This window comes from Roseateles sp. GW835-FHT13E02, from assembly GCF_058794035.1.
Genome location: NZ_JBXAGJ010000001.1, coordinates 306,721 through 319,325 on the forward strand (window position 1 = coordinate 306,721; position 12,605 = coordinate 319,325).

Consider the following 12,605-nt stretch of genomic DNA (forward strand, 5'->3'; position numbering starts at 1 on the left):
CGGCCGCGGCTCAGTACTCGTCACCGACCGGGCTGACATAGTCCGGCGACAGGTTCTCGAACTTGGTGTGCATGCGCTGGAAGGCCAGCTTGATGGTGCCGACCGGGCCATTCCGCTGCTTGGCGATGATGATCTCGGCCACGCCCGGTTCCTTGCACTCTTCCTTGGTGTAGTACTCGTCGCGGTAGATGAACATGATGATGTCGGCATCCTGCTCGATGGCGCCCGATTCGCGCAGGTCGGACATCATGGGGCGCTTGTCAGGCCGCTGCTCCACCGAGCGATTCAGCTGCGAGAGCGCGATCACCGGGCATTTCAGCTCCTTGGCCAGGGCTTTCAGGCCGCGCGAGATTTCGCCGATGACGGTGGCGCGGTTTTCTTCATTGCCGCCGCCATTGCCACTCATCAGCTGCAGGTAGTCGATGATGATGAGGCCGAGCTGGCCGCTGATGCGGGCCTGGCGGCGCGCACGCGCGCGCACTTCGGACGGGCTCAGGCCCGGGCTTTCATCGATGTAGATATGGGCCTTGCCGAGCTTGTCCACCGCCTCGGACAGGCGACCCCATTCGTCGTCATTCAAGCGCCCGAGGCGCAGACGGCTCTGGTCGATGCGGCCCACCGAACCCACCATCCGCAATGCCAGCTGGGCGGCGCCCATTTCCATGGAGTAGATGACGACGGGCAGGCCTTCGTTGATGGCCACGTTCTCGCCGATATTGACCACGAAGGCCGTCTTGCCCATGGAGGGGCGCGCGGCCAGGATGATCAGGTCGCCCGGCTGCAGGCCGGCGGTTTGCTTGTCGAGGTCGTAGAAGCCGGTGCGCACGCCGGTGACGTCCTCGGCGCCGTTCTCGGCCAGCTCGTTGACCCGGTCGATCAGGTCCACCACCAGGTTGTCCATACTCTGGAAACCCTGGCCGCTGCGATTGCCTTCCTCGTTGATGCGAAAGATCTTGCCCTCGGCCTCGTCGACGATTTCCTTGACCGCACGGCCCTGCGGGTTCATGGCGGCGCTGGCGATTTCATCGCTGGCCGAGACCAGCTTGCGCAGCACGGCCCGCTCACGCACGATCTCGGCATAACGCCGCATATTGGCGGCACTCGGCACGCTTTGCGCCAGGGCATTCAGATACGCCAGGCCGCCGCATTCCTCGGCCTTGCCGACCGAGGTCAGCTCCTCGAACACGGTCACCACATCGGCCGGTTTGGCGGCATTGATCAGCTTGCCCAGGGCCAGGTAGATGTGCTTGTGCTCGAAGCGGTAGAAATCCGATTCGCTCAGCAGATCGCCGGCGCGGTCCCAGGCGCTGTTGTCGATCAGGAGGCCGCCCAGCACGCTCTGCTCCGCCTCGATCGAGTGCGGCGGCACGCGCAGGCGGGCCACATCGTCATCGCGGCCGGCGCTGCCGCCTGGCAAGGAACCTGAGGATCCGGGCAAGGGAGTGGGAGAGAAAGTGGCGCTCATGGATGGCAGGAGGGGTCGCAGTTCGGGCGGGCTGAACAGGGCAAGGCAATCAAGACCGGGCTGTCCACAGGCCTGCCCTGTGGACAAGCCTGTGGATAGCCTGGGGGCAGCGCTGTATAAACCGCCGCCCAAAAACGCAAAAAGCCGACACTGCGGACAGCATCGGCTTTTCGACTGTCTGACCGCTGACGGTCAGTGACACCGGAGTTTACTCGGCGTCGCGCACCACTTGCACGCTGATTTCGACGACCACATCGGTGTGGGCGGCGACAGCGACGGTGAACTCACCGACAGCCTTCAGCGGGCCATTGGGCATGCGCACTTGCGCCTTGGCGATGGAGAAGCCCAGCTTCACCAGGCCTTCGGCCACGTCGGCGTTGGTCACCGAGCCGAACAGACGGCCGTCAACGCCAGCCTTTTGGCTGATGCGCACGGTCTTGCCGGCCAGGGCTTCGCCCACGGCTTGTGCAGCGGCCAGCTTTTCAGCAGCGGCCTTTTCCAGTTCGGCGCGCTTGGCTTCGAACTCGGCGATCGCGGTGGCCGTGGCACGACGTGCCTGGCGGGTCGGGATCAGGAAGTTGCGTGCGTAGCCGTCCTTGACCTTGACGACGTCGCCCAGGTTGCCGAGGTTCGCGACCTTTTCAAGCAGAATGATTTGCATGTTGGGTTACTCCTCAGACCTTGTGCTGGTCGCTGTAGGGCAGCATGGCCAGGAAACGAGCGCGCTTGATGGCGACCGTCAGCTGACGCTGGAAGAATGCGCGCGTGCCAGTCAGGCGGGCGGGCGTGATCTTGCCGTTTTCGCCGATGAAATCGCGCAGGGTGTCGATGTCCTTGTAATCGATCTGCTCAACACCGGTGACGGTGAAGCGGCAGAAACGCTTGCGGCGGAACAGCAGGGATTGGGTGTTGCGCTTGGGCTTCTTGTCTTTGGAGAAGCGACCCTTGCCACGTGGTGGTGCCATCGTATGACCTCTTTAATTTAATCCGGATTCGAACAATTCGGTATTCAGTTGGGTGTCAGAGCGGTGATGTGGAAGATGGTTCCACGGCCGTTCTTCTGAGCGCTGAGGAAGCCTGTGAACAGTGCATTTCCTCCCACTCCCAGCGACTGCAGGCGCTTGCCGATCTCACCGATTGCGACCGCCTTGATTTCCATGGAAACCTTGCGCGGCTTGCCAGCTTCCTGGACCTGGGATTCGTGCTTGAGCATCGCATCCAGGGCCATCAGTCCGGCCGGTGTGTATCTGACAAGTCCCAGCTCCAGCAGCTGTGCTTGCAAAACCAGTTGGTTCAAAGTGAAAGAGAACGCAGTCGGGTCTTGAAAGGCACGCTGGTGGCCAGTTCGCTGGCAACCTTCATGAACACGGAGCTAAGCCTGATCAGGCCGTTGCGACTTGGGGCGCCTTGCGAGCGTCTTCGCGTTCCACGGTCTTCATCATCACCGAAGGCGTGGTTTCAGCCTTGGCCTTCACCACGGTCAGGTGGCGCAGGATGGCGTCGTTGAAGCGGAAGCCGGTTTCGAGCTCAGCCAGGGTTTCCTTGCTGCATTCGATGTTGACGCACAGGTAGTGAGCCTTGGCCAGCTTTTGAATCAGGTAAGCCATCTGACGACGGCCCCAGTCTTCAACGCGGTGCACAGCGCCGCCATTGCTGGTGATCAGGGTCTTGTAGCGCTCCAGCATGGCCGGAACTTGTTCGCTTTGATCCGGATGGATCAGCAGAACGATTTCATAGTGACGCATAAATACTCCTTGTGGATTCCAGGCTGAGCCGGCCGACGCCCGACAGTGGGCCGCCCTGCTTTCGCCTGTGGAAGCCGTGCCACAGCGTCAATTCACGTGGTCACGGCAAGGGGGAACCCGCGATTGTAGCGCAGTTTCTCGATTTCCACCAAGGTTTGCGTGCACGCAAAGCCGCAGGTTCGAGCTCAGGACTGTGTCGATGGCGGCTGCGGGCGCGGCGGGCTGCGCAACTGATCCAGCATATGGGCCTGCGCCGCCGAGGGCCGCGGCGTCAGCCAGCTGACCAGCACAATGGCCAGGAAACCGGCCGGTACACCAAACACCCCAGCCGAGACGGGCGCGATGCCGCCGATCAGCTGGGCCGGCCCCGGCACGCCCAAGGCCAGGCGCAAGCTGGGGCTGGCCGCCACCATGTAGTACACCGTCACCGCCAGACCGGTCAGCATGCCGGCCAGTGCACCCCAACCATTGGCACGGCGCCAGAAAATGCCCAGCACCAGCGCGGGGAAGAAAGTGGCGCCGGCGATGGAGAACGCCGCTGACACCAGCAGCAGGATGTCCGCCGGCTTTTGCGCCGCCACGGCGGCGGCCGCCAAAGCCGTGGCCAGCAGCAAGGCCTTGGACAGGGTGACGCGGCGCGTCATCGAGGCCTGCGGGTTGAAGAGCCGGTAGTAGACATCGTTGGACAAGGCGGCCGAGATGGTCAGCAACAAGCCATCGGCCGTCGACAGCGCCGCCGCCAGGCCACCGGCCGCCACCAGGGCCGAGATGACAAAGGGCAGACCCATCAGCTCGGGCGCCATCAGCAGGATGATGTCGCCGCTGATGCGCAGCTCACCGAGCTGCAGGATGCCGTCGCCATTGACGTCGCTGACCGCCAGCAAGCCGGGATCGACCCGGGTCCACTGCATGATCCAGCCGGGCAATTGCTCGAAGGGCGTGCCCACCAGATGGGTGAAGACCTCGTACTTGACCATCACAGCCAGGGCTGGCGCGGTGATGTAGAGCAGCGAAATGAAGAGCAGGGACCAGGCCACCGAACTGCGCGCCTCGCGCACCGTGGGCGTGGTGTAGAAGCGCGTCAACAAGTGCGGCAGGCCGGCCGTACCCACCACCAGGCAGAACACCAGGGCCAGGAAGTTGCGCCGCGACTCCTCGAACTTGTGCTGCTCCGGCGCACTGCCCTGCAGATGGCCCGCGTAGGCCAGCGCATGCTCCGGCATGCCGCCCAGCGGTTGCGCCCGCGCCTCGTTGTAAGCACGGCCTCGTTGCCATTGCTCGGCCGCTTCATGGGGCGTGCGAGGCAAGGCCGCCTGGCGCTTCTCGGCCGCCTGAATGGCTGCCAACGGGGCATCCTGCGCCTTGAGTTCCGCCACCTGCCGGGCCGCCTCAGCACGCTCGGCCGCCAGCGCCTCGGGCACCTCTTGCAACTTGCGCTCAAAACCGGCTGCCCGCTCGGCGAAGGCGGCTCGCACCTGCAACTCGGCCGGGTCGCGCAGCAATCGCTGCTCGGTCACGCTGATCTGCTGCAGTTGCTGGCCGTAGCTGAGCTGGGGCAACGGCATGCCTGTCTGTTTGACACTCATCCAGATCACCGGCACCAGATAGGCCAGCAAGAGCACGATGTACTGCGCCACCTGGGTCCAGGTCACGGCCCGCATGCCCCCCAGAAATGAGCAGACCAGAACGCCGCCCAGACCGAGAAACACCCCAATCTCGAAACTGAAGCCCGTCAGGCGCGCCGTGATCAGGCCCACCCCGTAAATCTGCGCCACCACATAGATGAAGGACACCAGCATGGCCGCCAATGCGCCCAGCAGACGCGGTGCCATGCCGCCGTAGCGGGCACCGAGAAAGTCCGGGATGGTGTACTGCCCGAACTGGCGCAGATACGGCGCCAGGCACAAAGCCACCAGACAAAAGCCGCCCGTCCAACCCAGCACATAGGCCAAGCCGCCATATCCACTGAGGTAGAGCGTGCCGGCCAGGCCGATGAAGCTGGCCGCGCTCATCCAATCAGCACCGGCCGCCATGCCATTGAAAATGGCCGGCACGCGACGGCCGGCCACGTAGTACTCGTCGGCATCGGTGGTGCGACTGAACAGGCCGATGCAGGCGTAGACCACCACGGTGGCGGCCAGAAAACTGATGCCAATCGCGCTCTTGGACAGACCCAGCCGCTCCAGCACCGCCAGGCACAGCAGGAAGAACAGAAAACCCAGGGTGAAGCCCAGGTAGATGCGCTTCATGCGTGCCGCCAGAGGCAGCGGTGGCCGGGGGGCAAAGGAGCGGGAGCGAACAAAAGCCACGGTGGGTCTGCAGGTCTGGGCGACGAGAACACGAAAGAAGTGGCAGCGAGGGATGCGCCAGGGCCGGTAGCCTGCCCCCATCATGCGAGCCCCGGCCCCCTGCTGTCGATACCGAAAACCCGAGGCTTGCCGCCCCGAGGTCCGGTGGACGCCCAGACGCCCTCGCAAAAAACAAAAACGGCCCACGTCAAGCGGGCCGTTCGGTCTCAATCCATCGAACCGGCGCCCAAGCACCGGCCCGTGGCCATCAACGCTTGGCCAGGCGCTGCCAGGTTTCGATCACTGTGTCCGGGTTCAGGGAGATGGACACGATGCCCTCGCTGGCCAACCAGTCGGCGAAATCGGGGTGGTCGCTGGGGCCCTGGCCGCAGATGCCCACGTACTTGCCCGTGGCGCGGCAAGCGGCGATGGCGCGCGAGATCATGGCCTTGACGGCCGGGTCGCGCTCGTCGAAATCACCGGCCAGTTGCTCCAGGCCCGAATCGCGGTCCAGGCCCAGGGTCAGCTGGGTCAGGTCGTTGGAGCCGATGGACATGCCATCGAAGTGCTCCAGGAACTGCTCGGCCAGGATGGCGTTGCTGGGCACTTCGCACATCATGATGACGCGCAGGCCGTCGCTACCGCCGTCGGCCGCACGCTTGAGGCCACGCTCGGCCAGCATACTGACCACCCGCTCGGCCTGGCGCACCGTGCGCACAAAGGGCACCATGATCTCGACATTGCTCAGGCCCATGTCGATGCGCACGCGCTTGAGCGCCTCGCACTCCATGGCAAAGGCATCCGAGAACTCACCGCTGATGTAGCGCGAGGCGCCGCGGAAACCCAGCATCGGGTTCTCTTCATCGGGCTCGTAGCGCGAGCCACCGATCAGCTTGCGGTACTCATTGCTCTTGAAGTCGGACAGGCGCACGATCACCGGGCGCGGGTAGAAGGCCGCCGCGATGGTGGCAATGCCCTCCACCAGCTTGTCGACATAGAAGGCGCGCGGCGAGGCATGGCCTCGGGCCACCGACTCCACCGCCTTCTTCAGATCAGCATCGATGTTCGGATAGTCCAGGATGGCCTTGGGGTGGACACCGATGTTGTTGTTGATGATGAACTCGAGGCGAGCCAGGCCGACGCCGGCGCTGGGCATCTGCGCGAAGTTGAAGGCCAGCTGCGGGTTGCCGACGTTCATCATGATCTTGATCGGGCAGTAAGGCAGCTCGCCGCGGTGCACCTCGCTGACTTCTGTTTCCAGCAAGCCGTCGTAGATATAGCCGGTGTCGCCTTCCGAGCAAGCCACGGTGACCAGCTGGCCATCCTTGAGCGTTTCGGTCGCATTGCCGCAACCGACCACGGCCGGAATGCCCAGCTCGCGCGCGATGATGGCGGCGTGGCAGGTGCGGCCACCGCGATTGGTGACGATGGCGCTGGCCCGCTTCATCACCGGCTCCCAGTTCGGGTCGGTCATGTCGGTGACCAGCACATCGCCGGGCTGCACGCGCTCCATCTCGGCCACGCTCTCGACCAGACGCACCGGGCCGGTGCCGATCTTCTGGCCGATGGCACGGCCTTCGGCCAGCACGGCGCTGTGGCCCTTGAGCTTGTAGCTGTACTCGACCTGGCCTTCGGCCTGGCTCTTCACCGTCTCCGGGCGGGCCTGCAGGATGTAGAGCTGGCCATCGACACCGTCACGGCCCCACTCGATGTCCATGGGACGCTGGTAATGCTGCTCGATGATGAGCGCGTACTTGGACAGCTCGATCACTTCCGCGTCGTTCAGCGAGTAGCGGTTGCGCGCCTCGGGCAGGGTGTCCACGGTCTTGACCAGCTTGCCGCTGGCAGCCTTTTCCTCGGCCGAAGTGAACTCCATGCGGATCAGCTTGGATCCGAGGTTACGTCGGATGATGGGCAGCTTGCCGCGCGCCAGGGCCGGCTTGTGAACATAGAACTCGTCCGGGTTCACGGCGCCCTGCACCACGGTTTCGCCCAGGCCGTAGCTAGAAGTGATGAAGACCACATCCTTGAAGCCGCTCTCGGTGTCGATGGTGAACATCACACCGGCCGAGCCGAGGTCGGAGCGCACCATGCGCTGCACGCCGGCCGACAGGGCCACGTCGGCATGGGCAAAGCCCTTGTGCACGCGGTAGCTGATGGCTCGGTCGTTGTAGAGGGAGGCAAACACCTCCTTCATCTTGTGCAGCACCTCTTCGATGCCCACCACGTTCAGGAAGGTTTCCTGCTGGCCGGCGAAGGACGCATCCGGCAGGTCTTCGGCCGTGGCGGAGGAGCGCACGGCGAAGGACACGTCCGGGTGGTCGGCCGTGAGCTTGGCGAAGGAGCTGCGGATCTGCGCTTCCAGATCGGCCGGGAAGGGCTGCGCTTCCAGCCAGCCGCGGATTTCCGCACCGGCCTCAGCCAGGGCGCGCACATCGTCGGTGTTCAAGGTCGCCAGGCGCGCTTCAATGCGCTTGTCCAGGCCCTCATGCTTGAGGAACTCGCGGAAGGCATGGGCCGTGGTGGCAAAGCCACCCGGCACACGGACGCCCGAGGAGGACAGCTCCGAAATCATCTCGCCGAGGCTGGCGTTCTTTCCGCCAACGACCTCGACGTCGCTCATCCTCAAATTCTCAAAGGGGACGACCAGGGCGGTCGGCTCAAAGCGTGCAGACATGGGAAAACTCCGTGATGTTGAAAATTCCGGAGTCCCGCCGGGGCGCCCGCGGCGCCCCCCATGAAATGCAGCCACACGGCATCCCGGCCGATTCTTGATTCTGTTTGTGAGGAGGGGATGGTCATGGCGCAAAGGCAGGACATTTCAGACGATTCTACGGGCTCGCCCGACTTATGATGAAGAAAGACTCTAGAGCCTGCTGACCATGCCCAATCGCACCGTGTACTTTGTCTCGGACGGTACCGGCATCACTGCCGAGACCTTTGGTAACTCCATCCTGGCCCAGTTCCCGGGCAAGCCGCGCCATGTGCGCCGCCCATTTGTGGACACGGCCGAGAAAGCCCACCAGGTGGTGCACGAGATCAACCAGACCAGCGAAGCGGAAGGCCGGCGCGCCATCGTCTTCGCGACCCTGGTCAATCGCGAGGTGCTGCAGGTGGTGCGCGAGCATTGCAAGGCCTTGGTGCTGGACATGTTCAACACCTTCATCGAGCCGCTGGAGGAAGAGTTCCAGGTCAAGAGCAACCACCGGGTCGGCCGCTTCTCGGATGTGGCGCGCAGCCAGGAGTACCACGACCGCATCGAGGCCATCAACTTCTCGCTGGCCCATGACGACGGCCAATCGGCCAAGAACCTGGAATCGGCCGATGTGATCCTGGTCGGCGTGTCGCGCAGCGGCAAGACGCCCACCTCGCTCTACCTGGCCATGCAGCACGGCATCAAGGCGGCCAACTACCCACTGATCCCGGAAGACTTCGAGCGCAGCAAGATCCCCTCGATGCTCGAGCCTCACAAGCGCAAATGCTTTGGCCTGACCATCGATCCCGAGCGGCTCTCACAAATCCGCAACGAGCGCCGCCCCGGCAGCAAATACGCCGACCTGATGAACTGCCGCTACGAGGTCAACGAGGCGGAGGCCATGATGAAGCGCAATGGCATCTCCTGGCTGTCCTCGACCCACAAGTCCATCGAAGAAATCGCCACCACCATCCTGCGCGACATCCGGCCGGACCGGTTGATCTACTGACGCGCCCGCTGGCGCGTGGGCTCAGCGCTGCGCCAGCAGACGCGCGGACTCAACGCAGCGCCAGCAGGCGCTGGCGCGCCGACTCGTACAGACAGATGGACGCCGCACTGCCCACATTGAGCGATTCCTCACCGCCCGGCTGCGGAATGCCCACCGTCAAGGAGCAGCGCGCCATCAACCCGGGCTGCACGCCCTGCCCTTCGTGGCCCATGACCCAGGCGCAAGGGCTGGGCAACGCGATCTGGTGCAGCTGCGCCTCGGCATAGGAGCTGGTGGCCACCAGGGGCACACGCAGGCGGCCCAAGTCTTCCGGCGACAGACCTTCAATCAGGCGCAGGCCGAAATGCGCCCCCATGCCGGCGCGCAGCACCTTGGGCGACCACAACGCCGCCGTGCCCTTGAGCGCCAAGACCTGGCGAAAGCCCATGGCCGCCGCGCTGCGCAGAATCGTGCCGACATTGCCGGCGTCCTGCAGGCGATCCAGCACCACGGTGTCCGCCTCCGGGGCCAGGTCTTGCCCCGCGTCCAGCGGCACCTCGAAGCCGATCTGAGCCGGCGACTCCAGGCCACTGATCTGCTTGAACAGCGCCAGCGGCACGACCAGCTGACGCGGCGCCGCATCGGCCAGGGCGCGCAGCACCGGATCGGCCGCCGCGGCCTCGGTCAGCACCGCCTGCAGCACGGGATGGCCGCGCTGCAGGCAGGCGCGCACGAGGTGGTCGCCCTCCAGCCAGACGCTGCCCAGCTTGCGGTAGGCGCTGCCGTCCTGACTCAGCTTGCGAAGGCGCTGCAGGGCCGGGTTGTCACGCGAGGTGATGTGAAGAATCGGGCTGCTGGGGCTCATGCGTTCTCGAGGATGTCGCGCACCGGGCCGAAACTGCGCCGGTGCCAGGCCGTCACGCCATGGGCGCGCAAGGCGGCCAGGTGTTCGGCGGTCGGGTAGCCCTTGTGGCCGGCAAAGCCGTACTCGGGGTGGCTGTCGTGCATGGCCAGGCACTGGCGATCGCGCGCCACCTTGGCCAGGATGGAGGCGGCGGAGATCGCCTGCACCTTGGCGTCGCCCTTGACGATGGCCTCGGCCGGGATCTTGAGCACCGGCAGGCGGTTGCCATCGACCAGCACCTTGGCCGGCTTGAGGCGCAAGCCTTCCACGGCTCGCTTCATGGCCAGCAGGGTGGCCTGCAGGATGTTGAGCCGGTCGATCTCTTCCACGCTGGCCTCGGCAATGCAGCAGCACAAGGCCTTGGCGCGGATCTCGTCGAACAGGCGTTCGCGCTTTTTCTCGGTCAAGGCCTTGGAATCCGCCAGCCCGGCGATCGGGTTGGCATCGTCGAGGATGACGGCTGCAGCCAGCACCGGGCCGGCCAGCGGGCCGCGGCCGGCCTCGTCCACGCCGGCCACCAGGCCCAGGCCATCCCAGCTCAGGCCCAGCTGCTCGGGCACACGCAGCTCAGGCTTGCAGGACTTGCGCGATCGCATCGCAGGCCTTTTGCGCGGTATTGCAGCGCAGCAGCTCGTGTTGTTGCTGAAAAATGCCCCGCACCCGCTCGCAGCGCGCGCCGTCATCCAACCAGGCCAGGCCCTCGCGGGCCAGGGCCTCGGGCGTGCATTGATCCTGAATCAGCTCGGGCACGATGAAGTCGCGCGCCAGCACATTGGGCAGGCCCACCCAGGGCTGGTAGTTCTTGCCCTTCATGCGCCACCAATTGAGCGCATGCATGCGGTAGGCGATCACCATGGGCCGCTTGAACAACGCCGCCTCCAGCGTGGCCGTACCGCTGGCCACCAGGGTGATGTCGCAGGCCGCCAAAGCTTCGTGAGAACGGCCATCCAGCAGATCGAGTTGCAGGCCCGGGGCGTGCTGAGCCACCAAGGGGTCGATCAGGGCGCGCAGGCCCGGTGCCACCGGCATCACAAAGCGCAGCCCGGGCCGCGCCCGCTGCATCAACACAGCGGCGCGCAACAGGGGCTCAGCAATGTAGCGGATCTCGCTGCGGCGGCTGCCGGGCAGCAAGGCGACCACGGTGTCGGCTTCGCCTAACTTCAGAGCTGAGCGGGCCTGAGCCTGCGGCGGCTGCAGCGGAATCGCATCGGCCAGGGGGTGGCCCACATAGCTGGCGCCGATGCCATGGGCCTGCAAAAGCGCAGGCTCGAAGGGGAACAGACACAGCACATGGTCGGCCGAGCGCTTGATCTTCTCGACCCGCTCGGCACGCCAAGCCCAGATCGAGGGGCAGACGAAATGCACGGTCTTCACGCCCGCTTCGCGCAGTCGCTGCTCCAGGCCGAAATTGAAATCGGGCGCATCCACACCGATGAAGGCCGCCGGTGGCTGGGCCAGCAGCCGGTCGCCCAGCTGGCGGCGAATCGCCAGCAGCTCACGGATATTGAGCAGGGCATCGACATAGCCGAAGACCGAGAGCTTGCTCGAAGGCCACCAGGCCTCGAAGCCCTGGGCGGCCATGCGCGGGCCGCCGATGCCCTGGGTCTGGAGTTCGGGCCAGCGCGCTTTCAGGCCCTGGATCAGCAAACTGGCGAGCAGGTCTCCGGAGGCCTCGCCGGCCACCAGGGCTAGGCTCAGCGAAGGCTCAGCCATGGGATCAGCGCACCAGACCGCGCTTGGCGCCGGCGATGAAATCCAGCATCAGCTGCACATCGACCTGGGCATCCTGGGCCTGCTCGTCCCGCAGCGCGGTGATCTGCTCGACCGACTGCTCCAGCGTCAGGCCGCTGCGGAAGATCAGCTTGTGCAGCTGGCGGATCACAGCGATGCGCTCATTGCTGAAGCCACGGCGGCGCAAGCCCGTCAGATTGACGGCGCGCACGGCCAGCGGGTTGCCGTCCACCGTCATGAAGGGCGCGACATCCTGGGACACATGGCCCTGGAAGCCGATCATGGCGTGGGCGCCGATCTTGACGAACTGGTGCACGCCGGTCAGGCCGCCGATCACCGCCCAGTCACCGACATGGACATGGCCCGCCAGCGTGGCGTTGTTGGCCAGCACGCAGTGGTTGCCCAGCTGCACATCATGGGCCAGATGCACATAGGCCATGATCCAGTTGTCGGAGCCGACCCGGGTGACGCCCTCTTCCTTGAAGGTGCCGGTGTTGAGCGTGCAGAACTCGCGCACCGTGTTGCGGTCCCCGATCACCAGCTCGGTCACCTCACCGCCATGGCTCATGTCCTGCGGCATCGCGCCGATGGAGCTGAACTGGTAGAACTGGTTGTCGGCGCCGATGGTGGTGCGCCCCTCGATCACGCAGTGCGGGCCGATGCGGGTGCCCGCGCCGATCTTCACCTGCGGGCCGATCAGCGTGTAGGCACCGACCGTGACCGAGCTGTCCAGCTCGGCTGCGGGGTCGATGATGGCCGTCGGGTGAATCCTGCTCGTCATGGCGCGTC

12 protein-coding genes are annotated in these 12,605 nt (G+C 65.1%); 1 reads left to right on the forward strand and 11 read right to left on the reverse strand.

Annotation, left to right across the window (positions count from 1 at the left end; translation table 11 throughout):
• Positions 1-10: 10 nt before the first annotated feature.
• The 7 genes from dnaB to ppsA all read right to left on the reverse strand — a co-directional run bounded on the left by dnaB (position 11) and on the right by ppsA (position 8,175).
• Entirely contained in the window at positions 11-1,465 is a 1,455-nt protein-coding gene (dnaB, locus tag AC1Q6P_RS01290; RefSeq protein WP_102767398.1) for a replicative DNA helicase, read from the reverse strand.
• 208 nt (positions 1,466-1,673) lie between these two features.
• Positions 1,674-2,126 carry a 50S ribosomal protein L9 gene (rplI, locus tag AC1Q6P_RS01295; protein WP_102767399.1) on the reverse strand — a complete coding sequence of 151 codons (453 nt, stop codon included), beginning with the start codon at positions 2,124-2,126 and terminating at the stop codon, positions 1,674-1,676.
• Positions 2,127-2,139: 13 nt separating this feature from the next.
• Positions 2,140-2,430: a 30S ribosomal protein S18 gene (gene rpsR, locus AC1Q6P_RS01300; protein WP_102767400.1), complete on the reverse strand. Its 291-nt coding sequence runs from the start codon at positions 2,428-2,430 to the stop codon at positions 2,140-2,142.
• A 44-nt stretch (positions 2,431-2,474) separates the two neighbouring features.
• Entirely contained in the window at positions 2,475-2,762 is a 288-nt protein-coding gene (gene priB, locus AC1Q6P_RS01305) for a primosomal replication protein N (protein ID WP_102767401.1), read from the reverse strand.
• Positions 2,763-2,847: 85 nt separating this feature from the next.
• Positions 2,848-3,210, reverse strand: coding sequence for a 30S ribosomal protein S6 (rpsF, locus tag AC1Q6P_RS01310; RefSeq protein ID WP_102767402.1), 363 nt, complete (start codon positions 3,208-3,210; stop codon positions 2,848-2,850).
• A gap of 185 nt (positions 3,211-3,395) precedes the next feature.
• Positions 3,396-5,459, reverse strand: coding sequence for a sodium:solute symporter family protein (locus AC1Q6P_RS01315; RefSeq protein ID WP_492664243.1), 2,064 nt, complete (start codon positions 5,457-5,459; stop codon positions 3,396-3,398).
• 307 nt (positions 5,460-5,766) lie between these two features.
• On the reverse strand, positions 5,767-8,175 hold the full coding sequence (gene ppsA, locus AC1Q6P_RS01320) for a phosphoenolpyruvate synthase (protein ID WP_492664242.1): 2,409 nt from the start codon (positions 8,173-8,175) through the stop codon (positions 5,767-5,769).
• A gap of 205 nt (positions 8,176-8,380) precedes the next feature.
• Between ppsA and ppsR the strand changes: the two genes are divergently transcribed.
• Complete coding sequence (gene ppsR, locus AC1Q6P_RS01325; RefSeq protein WP_102767404.1) at positions 8,381-9,202, forward strand: posphoenolpyruvate synthetase regulatory kinase/phosphorylase PpsR; 822 nt, start codon at positions 8,381-8,383, stop codon at positions 9,200-9,202.
• Between the two features lie 49 nt (positions 9,203-9,251).
• Here the strand turns inward: ppsR and AC1Q6P_RS01330 are convergent, their stop codons facing one another.
• From AC1Q6P_RS01330 to lpxA, 4 genes are read right to left on the reverse strand one after another with little or no spacing between them, the layout of a single operon-like run.
• Complete coding sequence (locus AC1Q6P_RS01330) at positions 9,252-10,046, reverse strand: TrmH family RNA methyltransferase (protein WP_492664241.1); 795 nt, start codon at positions 10,044-10,046, stop codon at positions 9,252-9,254.
• Positions 10,043-10,681, reverse strand: a complete 639-nt coding sequence (gene rnhB / locus AC1Q6P_RS01335) for a ribonuclease HII (RefSeq protein WP_102767406.1) — start codon at positions 10,679-10,681, stop codon at positions 10,043-10,045. The genes AC1Q6P_RS01330 and rnhB overlap by 4 nt, the downstream gene beginning before the upstream one ends.
• Positions 10,653-11,798, reverse strand: coding sequence for a lipid-A-disaccharide synthase (gene lpxB / locus AC1Q6P_RS01340; RefSeq protein ID WP_492664240.1), 1,146 nt, complete (start codon positions 11,796-11,798; stop codon positions 10,653-10,655). Before lpxB ends, rnhB begins: the two co-directional genes overlap by 29 nt.
• Before the next feature lie 4 nt (positions 11,799-11,802).
• Positions 11,803-12,597 carry an acyl-ACP--UDP-N-acetylglucosamine O-acyltransferase gene (gene lpxA, locus AC1Q6P_RS01345; protein WP_492664239.1) on the reverse strand — a complete coding sequence of 265 codons (795 nt, stop codon included), beginning with the start codon at positions 12,595-12,597 and terminating at the stop codon, positions 11,803-11,805.
• Positions 12,598-12,605 lie beyond the last annotated feature (8 nt).